This is a genomic window from Pseudomonas sp. PA-7-1E (assembly GCF_021605325.1).
GTDB classification, from domain to species: Bacteria; Pseudomonadota; Gammaproteobacteria; order Pseudomonadales; family Pseudomonadaceae; genus Aquipseudomonas; species Aquipseudomonas fluorescens_BV.
Genome location: NZ_WKFA01000015.1, coordinates 103531 through 127792, shown reverse-complemented (window position 1 = coordinate 127792; position 24262 = coordinate 103531). Strand labels below are relative to the sequence as shown.

Below are 24262 nucleotides of genomic sequence, written 5' to 3'. Positions count from 1 at the left end.
GCCGACGCGATGACGCCCACCCGTAGGCCTGAACGAAAATAACGAGGAGCTCAAGATGGAATCTGCAATCGACACACATCTGAAATGCCCACGCACCCTGTCCCGCCGTGTACCCGAAGAGTACCAACCGCCGTTCCCGATGTGGGTGGCGCGCGTCGATGAGCAACTGCAACAAGTGGTGATGGCTTATCTGGGCGTGCAATATCAAGGAGATGCCCAGCGCGAGGCGGCCTTGCAGGCTATGCGCCACATCGTCGGCAGTTTCAGCCTGGCAGAGGGCCCGCAGAACTACGATTTGACCCAGCACACCGACAGCAGCGGCTTTGATAATCTGATTGTGGTCGGGTACTGGAAAGACCCTGCCGCCCATTGCCGCTGGTTGCGCTCACCCCAGGTGAATGACTGGTGGAGTTCACCGGATCGCCTGGGTGAAGGCCTGGGTTACTTCCGCGAAATCACCGCGCCACGCGCCGAGCAGTTCGAGACGCTATACGCCTTCCAGGAAAACCTGCCCGGTGTCGGCGCAGTCATGGATGCCACCAGTGGCGAGATCGAAGAGCACGGCTATTGGGGCTCGATGCGCGACCGTTTCCCGATCTCCCAGACCGACTGGATGAAGCCCACGAGCGAGCTGCAAGTGGTCGCGGGCGACCCCGCCAAGGGCGGACGCGTCGTGGTGCTGGGGCACGACAACCTCACACTGATTCGTTCAGGCCAGGACTGGGCGGATGCCCAGGCAGAGGAGCGCTCCCTCTACCTCGACGAAATTTTACCGACGTTGCAGGACGGCATGGACTTCCTGCGTGACAACGGTCAGCCGCTGGGCTGCTACAGCAACAGGTTCGTGCGCAATATCGACCTGGACGGCAACGTTCTCGACCTGAGCTACAACATCGGTCACTGGCGCTCGGTGGAGAAACTCGAACGCTGGGCTGAATCCCACCCTACCCACCTGCGTATTTTCGTGACGTTCTTTCGCGTGGCCGCGGGTTTGAAGAAGTTGAGGCTGTACCACGAGGTGTCCGTGTCCGACGCCAAGAGCCAGGTCTTCGAGTACATCAACTGTCACTCGCAAACCGGCATGTTGCGCGACGCCTTGCCGCCCACAGCCTGAGCGCCCGCGGCGTTTAACAACCCGGCTTCTACCGCCTGCCACCCTTCACGGGTGGCCCGGTCCCCTGTGCGAGGAATAAACAATGAACAAGATCCACCTGCTGACTCTCTCAACCCTGTTGCCCGCCCTCCACGCCAACGCGGGTGAAGTCGCGCCTGGCGATTACGAGCAATATCCAGTCGGCGCCACTATCGGTGCGATTTATTATCAGCACGCCACTACGGACTCGGCTTACGCCAACGGACACAAGGTCAGCTCTGACTTCAGGGTGACCTCCGACGTTGGCATCCTGCGTCTGCTCCATGTGTATGCGCTCAGCGACACAGTCACTATCGACCCGCAATTCCTCTTGCCTTTCGGGCACGTCTCCGGCGCAGGTGACGCCTCAGCACTGGGCAGTACTCGAGGCGTGGGCGACTTGATCCTCACCGCGCCGGTGAAATGGCGGTTCAACGAAGCCCGCGACACCCTCAGTATCGCCCCCTATGTGTATGTGCCTTCGGGGACGTATGACAAGGACGACGCGCTTAACCTAGGGGAGAACCGCTGGAAATTCGAACTGCAGAGCGCCTACGTCAAGCACTTCACAGAGAAATGGGCGATGGACCTGGTCGGCGGCGCGACCTGGTATGGCGACAATACGGATTACGGTGCAAATGCCGACCGCATGAAGCAGGACGTGTCCTACGCAGCGCAGATCATGGGGCGTTACATGCCGGACGCCACCACCACCTTTGGTATTGGCTTGGGGCGTACCTGGGGTGGCGAGACAAACGTCGAGCATGTCAATCAGGACAACGAACTAGGCACCACCAACTTGCGTCTCACCGCCACCAAGTTCGTCAGCCCCACCGACCAGGTGCAACTGCAATTGGGCAAAGACCTCTCGGTGGACAACGGCACCCGCGAAGACTTCCGCATGAACCTGCGCTACGCGCACATTTTTTAACGCCAGAAACTGCGACCGCGCGCCCTTGGCGCCTGGGTGTCCGGCTCAACCAAGTCGATGTCTTTCTCAACCAAGCCGCCGGCTGGATGCGCGGACTATCTTGAGCCCCAGGCTCGCTGATATTGAGCACGCAGTGCTTTTCGGCCACTTACGATAAGGACAGCCCAACCATGGCAATCGCTCGCCCCACCCTTGAACAGCTATTGGCTATTTCGAGCAGCCTGCACATGCAACTCAGTGCAAAGCAAGCCGATGAATACCTGGCGCTTATGCAGGCAAGCTTCGACGCATATGACCTGGTTGACGAGCTGCCGGACTTCATCCCGCCGGTCCGTTATGAACGCAGCTCGGGCTATCGTCCCTCGGCCGCACACAACCCGCTCAACGCCTGGTACTTCCGCACCGAAGTCAACGGTGCGCGCGAAGGCAAGCTGGCGGGTAAAACGGTCGCCCTCAAGGACAATATTTCACTGGCTGGCGTCCCCATGATGAATGGTGCCAAGCCGCTTGAAGGCTTCGTTCCCGCCTTCGATGCCACGGTTGTCACGCGCTTGCTGGATGCCGGCGCGACCATCCTCGGCAAGGCAACGTGCGAACACTACTGCCTGTCCGGCGGCAGCCACACCTCCGATCCTGCACCGGTGCACAACCCCTTTCGCCAGGGCTTTGCCTCGGGAGGCTCGTCTTCCGGCAGCGCAGCACTGGTTGCCGCCGGCGAGGTCGACCTGGCAGTCGGCGGTGACCAGGGCGGGTCAATCCGCATCCCTTCCGCCTTCTGCGGCACTTACGGCATGAAGCCGACCCACGGACTGGTGCCCTACACCGGCATCATGGCCATCGAAGCGACTATCGATCACGCCGGCCCCATTACCGCAAACGTGCGCGACAACGCCTTGATGCTGGAAGTCATGGCCGGCGCCGATGGGCTCGATCCGCGACAAGCCGCGCCGCAGGTCGACGCTTACAGCGATTACCTGGAACGCGGTGTCAGCGGGCTGAGGATCGGCATCCTGCGCGAAGGTTTTGAACTGGCCAACCAGGACCCACGTGTGGCCTCTTGCGTACGTCAAGCCATTGCAGCGTTTTCGCGGCTGGGCGCGCAGGTCGAGGAGGTGTCGGTGCCTGAGCACAGCATTGCCGGTTCGCTATGGCACCCCATCGGCTGTGAAGGCTTGATGATGCAGATGATGCACGGCAATGGGGCCGGTTTTAACTGGCAAGGGCTGTATGACCTCGGGTTGCTGGACCAGCAAGCCGGATGGCGCGATCAGGCCAATGACCTGTCCGCCTCTCTCAAGCTGTGCATGTTCGTCGGGCAATACGGTCTGGAACGCTACAACGGACGTTTCTACGCCAAGGCACAAAACCTCAGGCGCGTGGCACGTGCCGGGTATGACGCCGCGTTGGCGCGGTATGACCTGCTGGTGATGCCCACCGTCCCGATCATCGCCCAGCCCCACCCGCAGCCGGGTTGCTCGATTACCGAGTACGTGGCCCGTGCACTGGAAATGATCGGCAATGCCTCTGCCCAGGACATCACCGGGCATCCGGCCATGTCGATTCCCTGTGGTCTGGTAGACGGTTTACCTGTCGGGATGATGCTGGTCAGCAAGCACTATGCCGAAGGCACGATTTACCAGGCTGGCGCAGCGTTCGAGGCGTCGGTTGACTGGAAAAACTGTTAGCCGGTAAACCCGGGCAACGCAAAAAGAACAAGCCGCCAGGCGCTGCCCAGAAACTCAACGATGAGGAGTCAACTTATGAGCGCACATGAAGCAACCACATCAACACCGGGAGAACGCGCGCAAGCGCTACTGCAAGTGCTCAAACAGAAGGATCTGATCCCCGACGGTTACATCGACCACATGACACAGCTGATGGCACACCAATGGAGCCCGGAGAACGGGGCTCAAGTGGTCGCCAGAGCCTGGGTGGACCCGCAGTTTCACGAACTGCTGCTCAAAGACGGCACCGCGGCGTGCGCCCAATTTGGCTATACCGGCCCGCAGGGTGAATACATTGTTGCACTGCCAGACACGCCCAGCGTGAAAAACGTGATTGTGTGCAGCCTGTGCTCCTGCACCAACTGGCCTGTCCTGGGTTTGCCGCCGGAGTGGTACAAGGGCTTCGAGTTCCGCGCCCGACTGGTGCGCGAAGGGCGCACCGTCCTGCGGGAGCTGGGCACCGAGCTGCCGGCCGACGTCATCGTCAAGGTGTGGGACACCAGCGCCGAAACCCGCTATCTGGTGCTGCCTGTACGGCCCAAGGGCAGCGAATCCATGGATGAAGAGGCCCTGCGAAAACTGATCACCAAGGATGTCCTTATCGGCGTGGCGCTGCCTTACGTGGCGTAAACGGTGCCCTTTGTTTTTTGCATTTTTCAGAGGTATTCACAATGGATGGCTTTCACGATCTCGGTGGGTTTCAAGGCTTTGGCAAAATCCCTCACACCATCAACAGCCTGAGCTACCAACCCGTGTTCAAGCAGGACTGGGAACACCTGGCCTACAGCCTGATGTTTGTCGGTGCCGATCACTTGAAAAAGTTCAGCGTGGACGAAGTTCGCCATGCCGTGGAGCGCCTCGACGTGCGCCAACATGTCGGCACCCAATACTACGAACGCTATGTCATCGCGACCGCCACCCTGTTGGTCGAAACCGGTGTGATCACCCAGGCGGAACTCGACCAGGCCCTGGGTTCGCACTTCAAGCTGGCGAACCCCGCGCATGCCAGCGGGCGCCCGGCGATCAGCGGCCGCCCGCCCTTTGAAGTGGGCGACCGGGTGGTGGTGCGCAACGAGTATGTGGCCGGGCATACCCGCATGCCGGCCTACGTGCGCGGCAAAGAAGGCGTGGTTGTGCACCGCACCGCGCAAAAGTGGCCCTTCCCTGACGCTATCGGCCACGGCGATCTGAGCGCGACGCATCAGCCGACCTACCACGTCGAGTTTCGCGTGAAAGATCTCTGGGGCGATGCAGCAGATGAGGGGTTCGTGGTGGTCGACCTGTTCGAAAGCTACCTGGACCACGCCGATGGCACGGTGAACGCATGATGGACGGTGCCTTGGCAGGCCGACTGCCGGTGACGGTGCTTTCCGGCTTCCTCGGCGCCGGCAAAACCACCCTCCTCAACCATATCCTGCGCAATCGCGACGGCCTGCGCGTAGCGGTCATCGTCAATGATATGAGCGAGGTCAACATCGATGCCGAGCAGGTGCGGCACGACGTAGCGCTGCACCGGGGCCGCGATGAGTTGATCGAGATGAGCAATGGCTGCATCTGCTGCACGCTGCGCGCCGATTTGCTCGAGCAGATCAGCGCCCTGGCACGCCAGCAACGTTTCGACTACTTGTTGATCGAGTCCACGGGGATTTCCGAGCCGATGCCGGTTGCCGAGACGTTCGCCTTCCTCGACGCGCAGGGCTTCAGCCTAAGCGAACTGGCGCGGCTCGATACGTTGGTGACGGTGGTCGATGGCAGTCGCTTTGAGGCATTGCTCGAATCGCCGGACATCGTGGACCGCGACGACGCACCCACGCGCCACCTGACCGACCTGCTGATCGAGCAAGTGGAATACGCCAACGTCATTCTCGTCAACAAACTGGACCTGATCGACGAGCCCGGCTACCAGGCCGTGCATGCGATCCTCGCCGGCCTTAACCCGAGCGCGCGGATCATACCGATGACTCAGGGTAACGTGGAGTTATCCGCCGTCCTCGGTACTCACCTGTTTGATTTGCCCAGCCTTGTGGCCTCGCCCGGCTGGATGAAAAAAATGCAGGCCGACGACGCACCGGCCTCTGAATCGGACACCTATGGCGTGACCTCCTGGGTGTACCGCGAGCGTGCCCCTTTTCACCCACAGCGATTACTCGATTTTCTCCAGCAGCCCTGGCGAAACGGGCGACTGTTGCGCAGCAAAGGTTACTTCTGGCTCGCCAGCAGGCACTTGGAAACCGGCCTGCTGGTGCAAAGCGGCAGGCAATTCCAATGGGACTACGTCGGGCACTGGTGGAACTTCATCGAGCAGGCGCAATGGCCGCTGGATGAATATCGGTTGCAGAACATCATGGCCAAGTGGGACAGCATTGTCGGCGATTGCCGGCAAGAGCTGGTCTTTATCGGCCAGGGCCTGGACACCCAGGCACTGCAGCGCGCACTCGACAATTGCCTGCTGAGCGCTCAGGAAATCGCCGCTGGCCCCTCGGCCTGGCAAGCCCTGCCGGGGGCGACAACGTTTGACTCCCTGGCCTTATCGGCGCCGACGCCGTCCTTGCAGGCTGACCCCATTTGACCGAGGTAGAGGTGGCCGCGCAGCCTGCGTGGGCAAAGCACATATTCCAACAATAATAATCAGGTACGTTATGCGCGATTACGACTCAGCAGTCTCATCCTTCGATTATCTACAGCTGGCTGCCCGGGACTTGCACGGCGAACCCGGCGCCTTGAATGCCTGCATTGAATGCTGCGACCGGCATGCCCATGTCAATGGCGTGGCGTTGTATTGTGAAACGCGCGATGGCCACGCCACGCAGCACACCTTCAGCGAACTGCAGGCGCACGCGGCGCGCTTCGGCAACTTCCTGCGAGCCCATGGCGTGCAGCCGGGGGATCGGGTTGCCGGCCTGATGCCACGCACGGTTGAACTGGTGATTGCCATCTTGGGAACCTGGCGCATCGGGGCGGTCTACCAACCACTCTTTACCGCGTTCGGCCCCAAGGCCATTGAACAGCGACTGGACTGTTCCAACGCGCGCTGGATCGTGACCGACGCCCACAATCGTCCCAAGCTGGACGAGCTCTTCGACTGCCCCCACGTCATCGTGACCGACGCCACCTCACGGCGTCCCAGCGACTACGCGTTTTGGGATGTGCTGGAACATCAACAACCCGACTGCACACCTGAGCTGCTGGACGCCCGTGCGCCGTTCCTGCTGATGTGCACCTCGGGCACCACAGGGCCGGCCAAGCCGCTGGAGGTGCCTTTGAGCGCCATCCTTGCCTTCAAAAGTTATATGCGCGATTCAATCGACCTGCGCGAAGACGACCGTTTCTGGAACCTCGCCGACCCCGGCTGGGCCTATGGCTTGTATTACGCAGTGACCGGGCCACTGGCGTGCGGCCGGGCTACGCTGTTCCATGACGGCCCTTTCACCACGCAAAGCACCAGCCGGATTATCGCCAAGTACGGGATCAGCAACCTGGCCGGCTCGCCTACGGCCTTTCGCCTGTTGATTGACGCCGGGGCCGAGTTCGCCGACGCCGTACGTGGCCAACTGCGTGTCGTCAGCAGCGCCGGCGAACCGCTCAACCCACAAGTCATCCGTTGGTTCGCCGAACAGCTCGGCGTGGTCATTCACGATCATTACGGCCAAACCGAAATCGGCATGGTGCTGTGCAATCACCATGGGTTACGCCATCGGGTCCGCGAGGGTTCTGCCGGTTATGCGGTGCCGGGGTACCGGATTGTCGTGCTGGACGATGCGCAAAGGGAGTTGCCGACAGGCCAGCCGGGCGTACTGGCGGTGGATCGCGAGCGCTCGCCCCTGTGCTGGTTCAATGGCTACCTTCACATGCCCACCAAGGCGTTTGTGGGCCGTTATTACTTGAGCGGCGATATCGTGGAGCTCAATGAGGACGCCAGTATCAGCTTTGTCGGCCGTAACGACGATGTGATCACCACGTCCGGCTACCGCGTGGGGCCTTTCGATGTGGAGAGCGCGCTCGTCGAACATCCGGCAGTCGTCGAAACCGCGGTGATCGGCAAGCCCGACCCGCAACGCACCGAACTGATCAAGGCGTTTGTCGTGCTCAATCGTGAGTACCTGCCCAGTGTCGAGTTGGCAGAAGTCTTGCGCCTGCATGTCCGACAGCGCCTGGCTGCGCATGCGTACCCACGGGAAATCGAGTTCGTCGAGCAACTGCCCAAGACCCCCAGTGGTAAGTTGCAGCGGTTCATACTGCGCAACCAGGAAATTGCCAAGCAGCAGGCACTCGACACATGAGGACGGCTCTCGCGCTCAGCCGCTCGGAGTTTCAGCGCAGAGCCCTGGAGCTGTTCAAGGAGCGTAGTTTCAGCCAGGTCAGCATGCGCGAATTGGCAGCGCATGTTGGCATCAGCCCGGGAGCAATTTATCACCATGTAGAGAGCAAGGAAGCCATGTTGTATGAGTGGCTGATAGAGCTGTATCAGGCGCTCTTGTCGCACGTCGACCGGATCAACACCCGTAGATTGACGCCGGCACAACGTCTGACAACACTGATCGAAGGCCATCTTCAATTGCATGAACAGATGACCGGGCACTTCAAGTTAGCGGTCATGGACGCCAATTGCCTGGGCGCTCCGATGCAGGCGAGCGTTGAGCGATTGAGGCGAGCCTATGAGTCGCAACTCATGAAGGTGATCGGCCAGCAGGGCCATCAGCCCGGCGGGCCGTTGCGTGAGGGGGCGCTCACGGCGATTTTGCCCGTACTGAACAGCCTGCCCACATGGCTGAGCCCGACGATTGATAACTGTCAGCGTCGGCTTATTACAAAGACCATCGCCGATGCGGTCATAAAGGCCATTAATTCCCTACCTTGAGTGCCGCTGCGCAGGCCCAGTAGCCTCCTACACGCCTATCGCCTTGGCCAAGGCGCTTAGTCGCTCCTTCTCATGCTGCAGTGTCAGTGTTGCATGCGCGCGTGTGATGAGTTGGTCCGCCTGCCTAAGGCACGCCGTTTTGAACAGAACAGGGTTTATTTCGGCAAGGCTGATAAGGGCTTTCAACAGGCGAGCATCCACTTCGAACACACCTGCACCGTCTCTGCTGATCGGGGCGAAGAAATCCTCAAACAGATCATCGACGTTCAGCCCTCGAACAAATACCTGCTCACACTGCTGATCTGTCTGCCGGCCAGACCCGCCGGGCTTACCCCAGCATGTCAACGTTCTCACTCCCCGACCAATCACATCAATAGCGGTACCTGGATCGTTGACGGCAGGTGACAACGCGCGCGAAGCGATTTCAGAGAGGACGCAGAGGCCGAAACGGGGATCGTGTTCGAATGTGCGACGGTTACCGATGGTCAGCGTAGACAGGATCTTTTCCCTGGTGGCCTGTGTGCCATCGTCTTGCCTGGTGCCCAGGCTGACCACGTGCAACAGTGGCATGCCTTCGTGTACGAAGGTTCCCGGCACCACCTCCAGGTAAATATGCGTGCAGTCATGCTGCGCGATAGCGCCCAAGGCCAACACGTCGATATGCTGCACATAGCCCGTCTGCTCACTTTCGATGGTCATTGCGCCGGGGGCCAGAGCGTGATCGGTCGGGTAGGCTGCAGCGCCGAGGCAGGGCCATTGGGCGCGTTGGCTGATGGCCGCCATGGCCGCTTTTTCGACGCGGTCGATGGTTTCTCCTACCCTGCCGAGCTTGGACAAATGGTCGATCCACCGCAGCAGGGTGTAGACCACCAGTACAACCACGGCGATGGTCACCGCGAACAGCAGCACGCGACCCTGCGCGCCGTAGGCGCCGGTGCTCAGGGCAATGATGCCTACCAGGCTGAAAAGAAATGAGCCAATAAACGTAGCGAGGGCGTTTTGCGTCGTAGTGTCTTCCATCACCAAAGTGGTGGCTCGCGGGGTCACACCACTACTTGCGGCACCGTACGCGGTGACCATCGTGCTCAAAGAAAAGGTCGTGACGGCCAGCATGCTGGACGCAATGATGCCCAGAATCTTGTCCACCGCATCTGCACCGATGCGCGTGGGCAGGGACTCGGGAACGAAGTCTTTGAACACAACGGCAAGCAGTGCCGTAGCGACCCCTAGAAGCGAGAACAAGGAGGCTCTGAACCACAATCGCTTGGTGAGACGATGGGTTGCCCAGCGCAAACGGTCGATCATGTGGTGCCCTCGGTGACTGCGTCGATTTGAACGGAGTGTACATGGCTGTCGATACTGGCTAAGTTGAATTAATCTTGGTCATCTCAAAAATGGAACACTGCCCATGTTCGACCTCAACGAACTCTTCCTCTACGCCAAGGTGGTCGAGTACGGCGGCTTTGCGGCGGCGGGCCGTGCGCTGAACCTGCCCAAATCGACCTTGAGCCGCAGAGTCAGCCAGCTTGAAGCCAGGCTGGGGGCGCGGCTGATACAGCGTTCGACGCGCCAGTTCCAGGTCACCGATATCGGCCAGGCCTATTACCGCCATTGCGTGGCGATGATTGCCGAAGCCGAGTCGGCCGAAGATGTGATTGCCTTCAACAAATCAGAGCCGCGGGGCGTGATCCGCTTGAGTTGCACCACTGCGCTGCTCAACTACTGGGTGGCGCCGATGCTCGCCCAATTCATGGCGCAATGCGCCAGCGTCGAACTGAACGTGAAAAGCTTCAACCGCAAGGTCGACATCATCAGCGAAGGCTATGACATGGCCTTGAACCTGTGTTTCCCGCCGCTGGAAAGCAGTGAGCTGGTCATGAAGGTACTGGCTAAAAGTCCTCAGGTACTGGTGGCGAGCGCGACTTTTTTGCAGGACGCTCCCCTGCCCTCGCTACCGGCTGACCTTGCCGGGCTGGCGACGATCCATTGGGGCAACCCGTTGCTTGCGTACCTGTGGGACCTGACCGGGCCGGACGGCGCGACGGCCCAGGTCGCGCACACGCCACGCCTGGTCAGCGATGATATGTCGACCCTGAAAAACGCAGCACTGGCGGGCGTGGGCATCGCCAACCTGCCGCAGGTAGTCGTGAAAGACGAACTGGCCGATGGCCGCTTGATTGCCGTATTGCCTGAATGGCAACCCGCTGAAGGCGTGATCACCGCCGTGTTCCCCTCCAGGCGTGGGCTGATGCCGTCGGTGCGGTCCTTGATCGACTTTCTGGGCGACGCGTTTGAGGCGCCGTGATGCTCCCATGGATTGCTGGGAAAGTTCCTTGCACCCTCAGCAACAGTCTTTTGTCATCAATCACATTGATAGCTCCCTAACAAAACCCCCATGCTAGAGGGCTGACTCCGCGCTTATATCATTCCGAATGATAGTTACCTTTGCTTCATTCGATTCGTGACCTAGCACCTCCCCGCGCATGATCCGCCCATCTCAAATACATTGGCGGATGCACCTCATGGAACAGTCACTCAAACTTTTGCGCTTCCCCTTGGCGATCTTGGCCGTGGTGGTGATGAGCGCGTGCGGCAAGTCCCCGGAACAAGCGGCCGCCATGCCTCCTGCCAAGGTCAGCGTGGCCAAGGTGCTGGAACAGCCGGTCAACGAGTGGGACGAGTTCACCGGGCGCCTTGAAGCGCCGGAAACCGTGCAGATTCGTCCTCGGGTGTCCGGCCAGATTGACCAAGTCGCTTTTACTGAAGGCGCTTTGGTCAAGAAAGGCGACCTGCTGTTCCAGATCGACCCGCGCCCGTTCCAGGCCGAAGTACGCCGCCTGGAGGCCCAACTGGCTCAGACCAAAGCCGCCGCCACCCGCAGCGAAAACGAAGCACAACGCGGCGAACGCCTGCGCCAGAGCAATGCGATCTCCGCCGAACTGGCCGACTCGCGCACCACCGCCGCCCAGGAAGCCCGTGCCGCGATGGCCGGGATCCAGGCGCAGTTGGACCTGGCCAAGCTGAACCTGAGCTTCACCCGCGTGACCTCGCCCATCAGTGGCCGCGTCAGCCGTGCCGAAATCACCGCCGGCAACCTGGTGACTGCCGATACCACTGCGCTCACCAGCGTGGTCTCCACCGACAAGGTCTATGCCTACTTCGATGCCGATGAGCGCGTGTTCCTCAAGTACACCGAACTGGCCCGTGAAGGCCGGCGCGGCGCAACCACCCCTGTGTACCTGGGCCTGTCCAACGAAACCGGCAACCCGCACCTGGGCCAGATGAACTTCGTCGACAACCAGGTCAACCCGGCCACCGGCACCATCCGTGGCCGTGCGGTGTTCGACAACAGCAAGGGCGAATACACCCCTGGCTTGTATGCGCGCTTGAAGCTGGTCGGCAGCGGCACCTATTCGGCGGTGTTGATCAATGACGAAGCCGTCGGCACTGACCTGGGCAAGAAATTCGTGCTGGTGATGGACGGCGACAAGCCGGCTTATCGCGCGGTGGAACTGGGGCCGAAAATCGAAGGTTTGCGCATCGTGCGCAGCGGCCTGACCAAGGACGACACCGTGATCGTCAAGGGCCTGCAGCGTGTACGCCCAGGCTCGCCGGTCGCACCGGAAACCATCCCGATGGCCAGCAAGGAAACCCTCGCCGCCTTGGCCCAACAACGACAAGCGCTTGAAGCCAGCAACCTGGAGCAAGTGGCGCCGGAAAAACCCGCGCCCAAGCTCGCAAGCGTCGCGACTCCACGCGGTTAAGGGATACAACTCAAGATGAATTTTTCCAAGTTCTTCATTTCACGGCCGATCTTTGCAGCGGTGCTGTCGCTGTTGATCCTGATCGCCGGCGCAATCTCGCTGTTCCAACTGCCGATCAGCGAATACCCGGAGGTGGTGCCGCCGACCGTGGTAGTGCGCGCCAACTTCCCGGGTGCCAACCCTAAAGTCATCGGTGAAACCGTGGCCGCGCCGTTGGAGCAAGCCATCACTGGTGTCGAGAACATGCTGTACATGTCCTCGCAGTCCACCGCCGACGGCAAGCTGACCCTGACCATCACCTTCGCCCTGGGCACCGACCTGGACAACGCGCAGGTGCAGGTGCAAAACCGTGTGACGCGCACCCAGCCCAAGCTGCCGGAGGAAGTGACGCGCATCGGTATTACCGTGGACAAGGCCTCCCCCGACCTGACCATGGTGGTGCACTTGACCTCCCCGGATCAGCGTTATGACATGTTGTACCTGTCCAACTACGCGATCCTCAATATCAAGGACGAACTGGCCCGCCTGGGCGGCGTCGGTGACGTGCAGTTGTTCGGCATGGGCGACTACTCCCTGCGCGTGTGGCTGGACCCGAACAAGACCGCCTCACGCAACCTGACCGCCACCGATGTGGTTACGGCGATCCGCGAGCAGAACCGCCAGGTGGCAGCCGGTGCCCTGGGCGCCCAGCCTGCGCCGAGTGACACAAGCTTCCAGTTGTCGGTCAATACCCAGGGCCGCCTGGTCACCGAGGAAGAGTTCGAGAACATTGTGATTCGTGCCGGCGCCAACGGTGAAATCACCCGCCTCAAGGACATCGCCAGGGTCGAACTGGGCTCCAGCCAATACGCGCTACGCTCGTTGATTGATAACCAGCCCGCCGTTGCGATTCCGATTTTCCAGCGTCCAGGCTCCAATGCCATCGACATCTCCAACGATGTACGCAGCAAAATGGCCGAGCTGAAAAAGAGCTTCCCGGCGGGCATGGATTACCGCATCGCCTATGACCCGACTATCTTTGTGCGCGGTTCCATCGAAGCGGTGGTGCATACCCTGTTTGAAGCACTGATCCTCGTGGTGCTGGTGGTGATTCTGTTCCTGCAGACCTGGCGCGCCTCGATCATTCCATTGGTGGCGGTGCCGGTATCCTTGATCGGTACCTTTGCGGTGATGCACCTGTTCGGGTTCTCGCTCAACGCCCTGTCATTGTTTGGCCTGGTGCTGGCCATCGGTATCGTGGTGGACGACGCCATCGTGGTGGTGGAGAACGTCGAGCGTAATATCGAACTGGGCCTGGAGCCGTTCCCGGCGACCGAAAAAGCCATGAGCGAGGTTACCGGCCCGATCATCGCCACGGCGCTGGTGCTGTGTGCGGTGTTCATTCCAGCCGCCTTTATCAGTGGCTTGACCGGGCAGTTCTACAAGCAGTTCGCCTTGACCATCGCGATCTCAACCGTGATCTCGGCGTTCAACTCCCTGACCCTGTCCCCTGCCCTGGCCGCTGTGCTGCTGCGCGGTCACGACGCGCCGAAGGACCGCTTCTCCAAGTTCCTCGACAAGGTCTTCGGGGGATGGCTGTTCCGTCCCTTCAACCGCTTTTTCGAAAAGGCCAGCCATGGCTATGTAGGCACCGTGCGCCGTGTGATTCGCGGCAGCGGTATTGCCTTGTTCGTCTACGCGGGTTTGATGGTGCTGACGTTCTTCGGCTTTGCCCACACGCCGACCGGTTTCGTACCGGCCCAGGACAAGCAATACCTGGTGGCCTTCGCCCAACTGCCCGACGCTGCGAGCCTGGACCGCACCGAAAACGTGATGAAGCGCATGTCGGAGATCGCCCTTAAACAACCCGGCGTGGAAGCCGCAATTGCCTTCCCGGGCCTGTCGATCAACGGGTTCACCAACAGCCCGAACAGCGGCATCGTGTTCGTAACCTTGAAGCCCTTTGATGAGCGCAAAGACCCAAGCATGTCTGCCGGTGCGATTGCCGGTGCACTGAACGGCCAATACGCCAATATCGAAGAAGCCTACATGGCGATCTTCCCGCCGCCGCCGGTACAAGGCCTGGGCACCATCGGCGGGTTCCGTCTGCAGATCGAAGACCGTGGCAACCTCGGCTATGACGAGCTGTACAAAGAAGTGCAGAACGTGATCGCCAAGAGCCACGGCGTGCCTGAACTGTTCGGCCTGTTCACCAGCTACACAGTGAACGTGCCGCAAGTCGACGCCGCCATTGACCGCGAAAAGGCCAAGACCCACGGCGTGGCGATCAGCGACATCTTCGACACGCTGCAGGTCTACCTGGGCTCGTTGTATGCCAACGACTTCAACCGCTTCGGGCGTACCTACCAGGTCAACGTGCAGGCCGAGCAACAGTTCCGCCAGGACTCTGACCAGATCGGCCAACTGAAAGTGCGTAACAACAAAGGCGAGATGATCCCGCTGGCGACCTTTATCAAGGTCAGCGACACCTCGGGCCCGGACCGCGTCATGCACTACAACGGCTTCATCACCGCAGAAATCAACGGCAACGCCGCGCCGGGCTACAGCTCCGGCCAGGCCCAGGCCGCGATTGAAAAACTGCTCAAAGATGAACTGCCCAACGGCATGACCTACGAGTGGACCGACCTGACCTATCAGCAAATCCTCTCGGGCAATACTGCGCTGTTCGTGTTCCCGCTCTGCGTACTGCTGGCGTTCCTGGTGCTCGCCGCCCAATACGAAAGCTGGAGCCTGCCGCTGGCGGTGATCCTGATCGTACCGATGACGCTGCTGTCGGCCATTACCGGGGTAATCATCTCGGGCGGCGACAACAACATCTTCACCCAGATCGGCCTGATCGTACTGGTGGGCCTGGCGTGCAAGAACGCGATTCTGATCGTCGAATTTGCCAAGGATAAACAGCAGGAAGGCCTCGATCCGCTCGCCGCGGTACTGGAAGCCTGCCGCCTGCGTCTGCGGCCGATCCTGATGACCTCGTTCGCGTTCATCATGGGTGTGGTGCCGTTGGTGCTCTCCAGCGGTGCCGGCGCCGAGATGCGCCATGCCATGGGCGTGGCGGTGTTCTCCGGGATGATCGGTGTGACCTTCTTCGGTCTGTTGCTGACACCAGTGTTCTACGTACTGATCCGTCGCTATGTCGAGCGCAGTGAAGCGCGCAAAGCGGCCAAGGCCTTGAAGCTGGAGACACAGCAATGAGTGTGAAAGTATTCCTGCCGAGCCTGTTGGTGCTGGCGCTCGCCGCCTGTGCCGTAGGCCCGGACTACAAGACCCAGCAACTGGAGGCGGCCAATATCACGGCCGCCGCCGACACCAAGAGCTACGACCACGCCAAATACGAAGGCATCTGGTGGCAGCAGTTCGACGACCCGACCCTCAACCAACTGGTGACCCAGTCCCTGAGCGGCAACCGCGACCTGCGCGTGGCCTTCGCCCGTCTGCGGGCGGCACGGGCCATCCGTGATGATGCGGCCAACGACATCATGCCGGTGGTCACCTCCCGCGCCAGCAGCGATGTGGGCAAGGGCCAGATTCCTGGCCAGACCACCAAACGCGTCAACAGCGAGCGCTACGACCTGGGCCTGGACATGGCCTGGGAAGTGGATTTGTTCGGACGTATCCGCCGCAACCTGGAAGCCAGTGACGCCGACCAACAGGTGGCCGAAGCCGACCTGTACCAGCTGCAAGTCACCATGATTGCCGAGCTGGTGGATGCCTACGGCCAACTGCGCGGTGCGCAACTGCGCGAACGTATTGCCCTGGACAACCTGAAGAACCAGCAGAAGTCGCGTGCCATCACCGTCAGCTTGCGTGATGCTGGCGTGGGTGATCAGCTCGACGTGGAACGTGCCGATGCGCGCCTGGCGGCGGTGGAAGCCAGCGTGCCGCAACTGCAGGCTGAACAAGTGCGCGAGCGCAACCGCATCGCCACCCTCCTCGGCCAGCGCCCCGACAAGCTGAGCGTGGACCTGAGCCCGAAAGACTTGCCAGCGATTGCCAAGGCGTTGCCGATTGGCGACCCAGGGCAACTGCTGCAACGGCGCCCGGACATCCTCAGCGCCGAACGCAAACTGGCCGCCGCCACCGCACGTATCGGCGTGGCCAAGGCCGACCTGTTCCCACGGGTGAGCCTCAGCGGTTTCCTCGGCTTCACCGCCGGGCGCGGTTCGCAGATCGGCTCGGCCGCCGCGAATGCCTGGTCTCTAGGGCCGAGCATCACTTGGGCCGCGTTTGACCTGGGCAGCGTACGCGCGCGTTTGCGTGGCGCGAATGCCGAAGCCGATGGCGCACTGGCGACCTATGAACAGCAAGTGTTGCTGGCATTGGAAGAGTCTGAAAACGCCTTCAGCGACTACGGCAAGCGCCAGCAACGTTTGGTCTCGCTGATCCGCCAAAGCGAATCCAGCCGCGCCGCCGCCGACCTTGCGGCGATCCGCTACCGCGAAGGCACCGTGGACTTCCTGGTCCTGCTCGACGCCCAGCGCGAACGCCTGGCCGCCGAAGACGCCCAGGCCCAGGCCGAAGTCGACCTGTATCGCGGCATCGTCGCAATCTACAAGGCCCTTGGGGGTGGTTGGCAGCCGGATACAGTGGTGGCTAGCAGCAAGTGATGTAAAGAGCTCCTTTGGTTGGTCGCATCCAGCCAATTTTTAGCCCTGCGATCCATTCGGTCGCGGGGCTTTTTTTTAGCCTGGCATTAGCGGATCAATCAATTTGGCCTACGTGTAATACTTATCTGAAAGAAGTTTCCCAAATATTCAAACAGGTTAAATATCTGTCGCAAGGGGTCGATAGCAGGGTGAACCTTTCATCCTATAAGGAGACGAGCATGGATATGAGAGTGGTAATGCCCAATGCGCTTTCTAAGCAGGCAGATGCTTTTGTCATCAAAAACCCAGAGAAAACGACGAACACGTTTACTTTTACTGAAGAGTCCAAAGCCGTTGATGAACTGCGAGTGTGGCAGCAAACGCATCTTGCTGACCTGAAGCAGTTTTTAAAGGGCTATGACATGACATCTATTAGCACTGACGAGCTAAAAGTGGTCGGAAGGCGGTTGTACGAGAGCAATATCATTGATGCAAACGCTTTCGGCGTATTCACATTTGGAGATGGTGCATTTGATGCCAACGGAAAACAAACAAACACACAGGTAAAATTCAACGCAATCGCCCTATTCAACGAAAAGCTGGATGATTACCTTGACTTTGTTAAAAGCAACCCAAGCGTGGGGCGATCGCAAGGCATTCCTGAATACATAAAAGGGATGGTGGATGCTAATCGCGCTATTAATGCGTTGGCGTACTTCTCGAACTCTTCGAAAAATGATCTGTCAGTCGAAGAGCATGCTTGATCCCGACGCAGAAACCCAAATCGAAGTGTGCCAGAACCTCTGGCACACCTTATTTATCTATGGGTCAGCGGCCGTATCTAACGGTACCCGAATAGGACTTTGATTCCCCATCCGGGTTGTGAAGCCTCACTCGATAGGTACCTAAAGTTCCTAACCAGGAAGTATTGGCTGAAATCGCGTTACCAGCGACGGTTTTCCAGGAACTACCGACCTCTTGATCAATATAAATCTGAGGACTTCTCCCTGCACCGCCAGCGGAAACCATGGCATTTATATTTGCGCCGGAGCAACCGTTCGCACCACTTATCGTGAAGGGACCATGGGCGACACTATCACCTCCAGGCCCGATTATCCCGGTGAAGCTCTCTGAAATATTCAAGCAAAGCGCAGACACCTGAACAGACACCACCATCAACGCACTAAAGGGTAACGCAATTAAACGCTTCATAAGTTCACCATCACATTATGGATTGAAAACTTAACGCATGAAGGTCATCACGCCACGTGCTCATTCAGCTATAGCAACGCCCTCACAGTTAAGTACTGTGACCCCTCTACCCAAAAGCGTCTGTAGCGGCCGCGTAGGATCACCATTAAAACTGTGCACGATTTTTTGTTCCGGATATGCCAGCCACTTCCTAAAAACAATAAGGCAGGGTCTGTCATACTCAAGCGAAGGGCGCTGTCAGTTATTTCCTAATCCCGCCTGTAACGCCACTTTCACGCAAGTCAGGTGCCGTCCTGGCCGCCCATTCTAAAAAGAACCTTTTTTAAAATACCAAGTGCTCTTGCACATAGGCCTTGAACGCCTGGTCACGTGCCGGCTGATGCGTGGGCGGGCGCTCGGGAAGCACTGTACCGGGAGGCTGCTGCATTAATCGGTAAACTCCGATCAGCTTCCTGGAGCCCTGGTCCATCGCGTAGATCAACCCTGGCGCGGGGGCGCGCGCAGAGCGTTTGCTGACGATTCTTATGGGTACCTGATCGGTGATCGGTAATTCCCCAAAAGCCGCCTGCGCGGCTTCAATTATCGCGCGGTTCTGCTTGAACAAGTTGGGGTCTGTCTTGAGCTGAGACAGCAGGGCAACACTGGTCATCGTGGACTCCGCGTTGAGATTGCCGGCGCGGGAGCCATACATGTTGACGCCCGTCTTGCCCACAAGGACTGGTGCATCTTCACCTGGCAGGACCAACACTGCAGGGTCGGTATGCCCGTTGGCCAGGTTGAGCAAACCTGCCGCATTTTCTTCATCTGTTCTCAACCGCGTGAGGTAGGCGAGATCAAGCGTACCTCGGCTCACAGGGCCTGGCAGGTGGTCCAATTCATGAATCAACGCGTTGCTCATAGCGCCTTCGTGGGAGCCGAAATGCTGGTAATAGCGCTTGGCACCATCGATGTTGACCTCCATGAATTTCCCCGTCTTATCGACCTTGAAATCTTCCGGGATGACCTGCGCCACCCATCGTTGGTCCCGGGAGCGCATGAACTTTATGTTTCTGGTGGTCAGCGCTTGAGCGTTGGTCTTGAGCCGTGTAAGGCGAGAGGTCATCAGTTTTCGTGCGTGATCAGGTCTAATGCCCTGGAAGCTCTTGAGCACAAAGTCCACGTCTTCAGTCAGCGCAGGGTCTGCTAGCGCTTTAAGTGCATCGTCCACCTTGGACACCATCAGCGGCTGCGAACGCTCGATGAGTTCCTTGACCTCCGCGCGTGTGGCTCTCGGCCCTGGCTTGACCTTGCCTTCGTTCGGTTGCGTCTCCACCGGGCGCTCTTCCTGCGGCTTTTCTGTGCTTTTTAGCGAGTCGCGGCGCATTTGCCGAACGCGCCCGACCCGTTGTTCTTCGAGTTGCGCTTTCCAAGCGGCGCGCACCACGCTCTGGGACTTCTCTCCAAGCCGATACAGGCGGCTTCCTACCCACTTGGCGGCTTTGAGCAGAGGTTCAGAGAGGCCGGCGAATGGATTGAGCAAACCGTTGGTGACTGTCCCCACCGCCCGGGTAGCCGCCGCCAGCCTGGAAAAGCCGGTTTGCGCCTTATCGAACGCTGCAGCCCCCTCCGCTGCACCTCCTGCGACGACAGTAATGGCTACCGCAACGTCGGTGGCGCACCCTGTCAACGCTCTCAGATCTTTTTTGACGTGCCCGGAGACAATGTCGTCGTAGCAAGCCTTGAAGGGAATCAATGTATTTACAAGTGTTTTACTGACCCGTTTGACCCGATCCTGGAAACGCTCCGAGGCCGTTTGCCCCATTGCGGTAGTGAGGAGTTGTTCGGGATCCAGCACCAGATTGCGTTGGGCTACGTAGTCAGCAATCGCATTGGCCCGCTCCGAAAAAAAACCAAGCGGTGCCAGCGTTTGTGAAGATGTCGCCGCGGGCAGTGTTTCGCGCAATGCCCTGATCTGCACCTCGGATGCCCCCGCCCGTGGACCGTCCACGTGGGACTTCATACGGGTCACCCACAACCGCGGGACGATTGCCTCGCCTTTGTCCAACATCGCCTTGAAGTCGTGCCGTTCGACATAGGTCCCGCTCATGGGAAAAAACTCATAACACTTGGCATCTTTGCCCTGCCCGACGCCGATCAGGAAGCCATAGCGCCCCCTCACCGCCTGGAGTTGCTCATCGGCATCTGTTATGGAAGTACCTGCGCCATTAATGGACTCGGCCTCGACTCGATAGAAGGTCAGTTCCTGAGTGGCCAGTGCCTGCCGGTCCGCGTAGGGCATTTTGCTGAGAATGTCTTTCAGGCCCGTGGAGACGGCCTTTTGAAAACGCTCGGTATCACCCTTGACAGCCTCGGCAAGGGACTGCCCGGAATGTTTCAACCTCGTGAAGTGCACCCGCAGGGAAGCCAGCCTGGGGTCATATTCATCTTTGAACAACGTGGCGCCAGTCATATCCACAAGCTTGGTCGAGGCAAATTCACCGTACTTGAGATTGCCGCTCATGTGCAGGTCAACCAGGCTTTCCTTAAAGCCGAGACTGCGCTGCAACCAGGGTAACCCGGGCACCATATTAGACAGCAACTGGGGAAACCGGTACGCCACGGTATGCATCGGTTCGTTCAGATCGTGCCCCGGAAGCACGCGTTCGAGGTCAGCCTGCGCTCGCGCTCGCCGGTCTTTTATCGGGGTGCTCAGTGTTACAAGGGCCTGATGAGAGCTCTCGATATAGTCGTTGTATTTTGTCGCCGCGACTTGCAGGTCTTGGGTGGTGTACTGATCGTCCGCTCGCCGAGCGATGACCCCGTGCATGGTTGCCCAATCAAGCAGCGGTTCTGTTTCGATGGCATGAAACAACACCGCTTGCTCCGGCGTCTGGGCCTGGAGGATGGCGCGCTCCAGCACTTGGTCATAGGTGAGGGTGCGGCTGGAGCCCTCTGCTGACTCCTCCAGCAACGCGACAGTTTTCCTGAGTACCACCCAGGCAGGAGAGCCGATGCGCAATGTATCCGGCGTGTCTGGCAGCACAAACTCTGGAGCGACACTGGCCAGCATGATATGCACAGTGGCATCCACCGCCTCGGGCCGCACGCGCCCATTGCGCATCAGATGCGCCTTCAAGTCGCCCTTGACTTCTGCCAGGGTACGCCCGGCGTTAGCCGGTGAGTACAGGTCATAACCTGCGATATGGTTTCTACGCTGCCCCAGCTCGGGGTCAATGCTCAACATCAGGGCAGTCAGCAGCAATTGGTTGCGCTGGTCGTTTGAAAACCCGGCAGGATCACGCCCAATCGCAGCCAGCAATGTGTTCTGCCGATAGCGATTGAGCGGTGCATGGCTACTCAGATGCCGAGTGATCTGATCATCCATGTTTTGCGTGGTCACGTTCATGCTGGTGAGGATGCCGTCGCCGACATAGGTTCTTAACGCCTCGACCAAGCGTTGGCGTTCGTCAAGGCTCAGGCTTGGGTGGCCTGGCTCCGGTGCCTGCGCAGATGCCCAGGTGTAGTTGCCCAAGGCAGGGCTCGATGGTAGCCCAAGACGCTGCCAATTGATCAGGTTACGCACCTGCGCGGCCGTTCGCGGCAGGTTTTCACCACTCAGCCCTGGAAAACGTTGTTGCAGAAACGCCAGCGCGGTGGTGTCTTTGTCGACGGCGCCAGGACGGGGTGCCAGGTTAAACCGCAGGTTCGCCAGGTCGACGAAGGCATAGTCAGCCTTATCGAGCACACTGCGCTCCAAGACGGTCAACCAGGCTTGCCGGTCAATCGCGTCCGCCTCGCCTTGAGTGAATCTGTGTTGCGCGGGATCCGACCCGGCAACCCACGATGACGAGACCTCAGGGGGGGTAACAAAAGGTGGGGGACCGAAACGCGCTGAAGAGAGAAGAGGTATTGCTGCAGGAACTTTTGATAACACGTCCATGACCCAGCGTTCAATAAGGGTTTCCAGACTGAGAGAAGGTCTGCGCTGGCTCCATAGGAAAAAGACGAGGCGCAAGCCAGACCTTTCGCTACGCTAAATGCCGCCGACTCAACTCGCGTCGCGCAGAATCAGGCTGCGCAAGTGCCCCGGATTGGACCCGGACCACTTGCGGAACGCCTTGTAGAACGAACTGGTATCGGCAAACCCCAACCGCGACGCAATCTCGGCAAAACTGATCTGCGGTTCAGCCAGCCACACAATCGCCAGCTCCTTGCGTACACCGTCTTTGAGCCCCTGATAAGTCTGCCCCTCCTCTGCCAGGCGGCGGCGCAGGGTGGAAGCGGAAATGCACAAGCTGGCCGCAAGGCCCTCGGTTTCAGGCCAGGTATGGGGCGGCATCTGGCGCAGGTCGTGCTTGATGCGGGTGGCGAGGCTTTCGGGATCGCGGTATTTGACCAGGATGTTGGCCGGCGCACGGGCAAGGAAGCGCTTGAGTTCTTCCGGACTGCGCTTGATCGGCAGGTCGAGACAATCGGCTGAAAAAATCATGCGTGTGCGTGGTCGGTCAAAGCGCAGGTTGTCAGAAAACATCACCCGGTAATCGTCACAGAAGTCCGGCTGCGCGCAACGCAGTTCAATGGCGAGGATCGGGATGCGCCGCCCCGCCAGCCAGCAGGCGACGCCGTGGACGATCATCCAATAGGTGAAATAGGTAAAAGCGCGTTTTGGCTCATCAGGTTCGAGCAGGACAATCTCCGCCAGACTCTGCTGGCGAACCAGTTGGGCCGGAAGATGCTCAAGCATCAACGAGAGAAACCCCAAGCCGGTTTCCAGGCCGGCCGCCAGGCTGGGTTGCGCCATGGAGGCGCGACACAGGAACGCCAGGCTACCGGACTTGAGTGTGCGTGGGTCCATGCCAAAAAACTCATCGTCCCTGCGCCGCGCCAGCAAGCGCCACAGACGTGCATAGGCCGTGGCCGCCACGCGAGCGTCGGGCTGCTCAAGCAACGCCGGGTCAATCCCGACTTTGCTCAATGCCTCAACGGTGGCCGCTCCCGGCGCGCAACTGTGCAACAGCGCTTCGCGCACAAGGTGGATGGAGATAGTGTCTTTTTCCGACATGGGGCGTTGAACTGTCCGGCTGCAGTCTGGGTGGTCTGCATCATAAAGGCGGTTGCGCTTCGCCACCACCGTTCAGCCCACGTTCAGCAAAGGTCAATATTTCTTGTTTAGCAATGAGTATCATTATGTTACAACTTAGCTCCCTAACTAGTTGTGCCCGGGTGCCCGATGCTCGTTCCTTTTTTAATCATGCTGCGCGAAGGCATTGAAGCGGCATTAATCGTTGGCATTATCGCCAGTTACCTGCAACAGACCGGGCGTGGCCAGTGGATGCCTGCAGTGTGGATCGGCGTGTTCCTGGCGGCAGCGCTGGCGCTGCTGGTGGGCGGCGGCCTGGAGTTGGTCAGTGCGGAATTCCCGCAAAAGCAGCAGGAATTGTTTGAAGGTGTCGTCGGTCTGGTGGCCGTGGGCATCCTCAGTTCCATGGTGTTCTGGATGCGCAAAGTGGCGCGCTCGATTAAACACTCGCTGCATGAATCCCTCGATCATGCGCTCGCCGGCTCCAGGCATCAGGTGTTCGCCTTGATCGCCATGGTGTTCTTCGCCGTGGCCCGCGAAGGGCTGGAGACTGTGTTCTTCCTGTTGGCCGTGTTCCAGCAAAGCGAAGGTCCGGGCGCTCCGGTGGGCGCCCTGCTTGGCCTGGCCCTGGCCATTGTCGTGGGTTTGCTGATTTATTCCGGCAGCATGCGCCTGAACCTCAGTGCGTTTTTCCGCTGGACCGGCCTGTTCATCCTGGTGGTCGCGGCCGGCATTCTCGCCAATTCGGTGCAAGCCCTGCATGAAGCCGGCGTGTGGAATCACTGGCAGACCGTGCTATTCGACTTCAGCGCTGCGTTGCCCATGGACAGCCCGCTCGGTTCGGTACTGGCCGGTATGTTCGGTTACCAGGAGGCGCCGACCGTGAGCACCCTGGGCGCCTATCTGATTTACCTGGTGGTGGCCCTGGTGATGTTCTTCCTGCCCGCGGCCCCTACCCAGCCCGTTGCCAATACCTCTTCCGTTTCCAGCCAGTAA

18 protein-coding genes are annotated in these 24262 nt (G+C 59.7%); 14 read left to right on the top strand and 4 right to left on the bottom strand.

What is annotated here, in order from left to right:
• Positions 1-55: 55 nt before the first annotated feature.
• The 8 genes from oxdA (at position 56) to GIW79_RS12895 (ending at position 8645) form a co-directional block, all read left to right on the top strand.
• On the top strand, positions 56-1114 hold the full coding sequence (gene oxdA / locus GIW79_RS12930; RefSeq protein ID WP_236452747.1) for an aliphatic aldoxime dehydratase: 1059 nt from the start codon (positions 56-58) through the stop codon (positions 1112-1114).
• An 82-nt stretch (positions 1115-1196) separates the two neighbouring features.
• A complete protein-coding gene (locus GIW79_RS12925) occupies positions 1197-2063 on the top strand; it encodes a transporter (RefSeq protein WP_072448579.1) in 867 nt (288 codons plus the stop codon).
• A gap of 170 nt (positions 2064-2233) precedes the next feature.
• Positions 2234-3748, top strand: a complete 1515-nt coding sequence (locus tag GIW79_RS12920; protein WP_057977313.1) for an amidase — start codon at positions 2234-2236, stop codon at positions 3746-3748.
• 75 nt (positions 3749-3823) lie between these two features.
• Positions 3824-4417, top strand: coding sequence for a nitrile hydratase subunit alpha (gene nthA / locus GIW79_RS12915; RefSeq protein ID WP_236452745.1), 594 nt, complete (start codon positions 3824-3826; stop codon positions 4415-4417).
• Between the two features lie 41 nt (positions 4418-4458).
• Positions 4459-5115 (top strand): nitrile hydratase subunit beta, encoded by a 657-nt coding sequence (gene nthB, locus GIW79_RS12910; RefSeq protein WP_236452742.1) that lies wholly within the window; start codon positions 4459-4461, stop codon positions 5113-5115.
• Positions 5112-6356: a GTP-binding protein gene (locus tag GIW79_RS12905; protein WP_181125259.1), complete on the top strand. Its 1245-nt coding sequence runs from the start codon at positions 5112-5114 to the stop codon at positions 6354-6356. The genes nthB and GIW79_RS12905 overlap by 4 nt, the downstream gene beginning before the upstream one ends.
• A 70-nt stretch (positions 6357-6426) precedes the next feature.
• A complete protein-coding gene (locus tag GIW79_RS12900) occupies positions 6427-8067 on the top strand; it encodes an AMP-binding protein (RefSeq protein WP_236452739.1) in 1641 nt (546 codons plus the stop codon).
• Complete coding sequence (locus tag GIW79_RS12895) at positions 8064-8645, top strand: TetR/AcrR family transcriptional regulator (RefSeq protein ID WP_034127369.1); 582 nt, start codon at positions 8064-8066, stop codon at positions 8643-8645. The genes GIW79_RS12900 and GIW79_RS12895 overlap by 4 nt, the downstream gene beginning before the upstream one ends.
• 27 nt (positions 8646-8672) lie before the next feature.
• Here GIW79_RS12895 and GIW79_RS12890 read toward each other — a convergent pair whose 3' ends face one another.
• Positions 8673-9950 carry a DUF2254 domain-containing protein gene (locus GIW79_RS12890; protein ID WP_072448588.1) on the bottom strand — a complete coding sequence of 426 codons (1278 nt, stop codon included), beginning with the start codon at positions 9948-9950 and terminating at the stop codon, positions 8673-8675.
• A gap of 103 nt (positions 9951-10053) precedes the next feature.
• On the opposite strand from GIW79_RS12890, the gene GIW79_RS12885 reads away from it, so the two are divergent.
• The 5 genes from GIW79_RS12885 (at position 10054) to GIW79_RS12865 (ending at position 17759) form a co-directional block, all read left to right on the top strand.
• Complete coding sequence (locus tag GIW79_RS12885; protein WP_236452727.1) at positions 10054-10950, top strand: LysR substrate-binding domain-containing protein; 897 nt, start codon at positions 10054-10056, stop codon at positions 10948-10950.
• A 217-nt stretch (positions 10951-11167) separates the two neighbouring features.
• Complete coding sequence (gene mexE, locus GIW79_RS12880; RefSeq protein ID WP_038452140.1) at positions 11168-12409, top strand: multidrug efflux RND transporter periplasmic adaptor subunit MexE; 1242 nt, start codon at positions 11168-11170, stop codon at positions 12407-12409.
• Between the two features lie 15 nt (positions 12410-12424).
• The gene (locus tag GIW79_RS12875; RefSeq protein WP_034127367.1) at positions 12425-15604 is read left to right on the top strand and encodes an efflux RND transporter permease subunit; all 3180 of its coding nucleotides are present in this window, start codon (positions 12425-12427) and stop codon (positions 15602-15604) included.
• Entirely contained in the window at positions 15601-17016 is a 1416-nt protein-coding gene (locus tag GIW79_RS12870; RefSeq protein ID WP_236452723.1) for an efflux transporter outer membrane subunit, read from the top strand. The genes GIW79_RS12875 and GIW79_RS12870 overlap by 4 nt, the downstream gene beginning before the upstream one ends.
• 218 nt (positions 17017-17234) lie before the next feature.
• Complete coding sequence (locus GIW79_RS12865; RefSeq protein ID WP_236452720.1) at positions 17235-17759, top strand: hypothetical protein; 525 nt, start codon at positions 17235-17237, stop codon at positions 17757-17759.
• A gap of 64 nt (positions 17760-17823) precedes the next feature.
• Here the strand turns inward: GIW79_RS12865 and GIW79_RS12860 are convergent, their stop codons facing one another.
• The 3 genes from GIW79_RS12860 to GIW79_RS12850 form a co-directional block, all read right to left on the bottom strand.
• Positions 17824-18207, bottom strand: coding sequence for a hypothetical protein (locus GIW79_RS12860; protein WP_236452718.1), 384 nt, complete (start codon positions 18205-18207; stop codon positions 17824-17826).
• A 322-nt stretch (positions 18208-18529) separates the two neighbouring features.
• Positions 18530-21931 carry a hypothetical protein gene (locus GIW79_RS12855; protein ID WP_236452716.1) on the bottom strand — a complete coding sequence of 1134 codons (3402 nt, stop codon included), beginning with the start codon at positions 21929-21931 and terminating at the stop codon, positions 18530-18532.
• A 303-nt stretch (positions 21932-22234) separates the two neighbouring features.
• Positions 22235-23248, bottom strand: coding sequence for an AraC family transcriptional regulator (locus GIW79_RS12850; protein ID WP_054895923.1), 1014 nt, complete (start codon positions 23246-23248; stop codon positions 22235-22237).
• Between the two features lie 168 nt (positions 23249-23416).
• On the opposite strand from GIW79_RS12850, the gene efeU reads away from it, so the two are divergent.
• Entirely contained in the window at positions 23417-24262 is an 846-nt protein-coding gene (efeU, locus tag GIW79_RS12845; protein ID WP_034127362.1) for an iron uptake transporter permease EfeU, read from the top strand.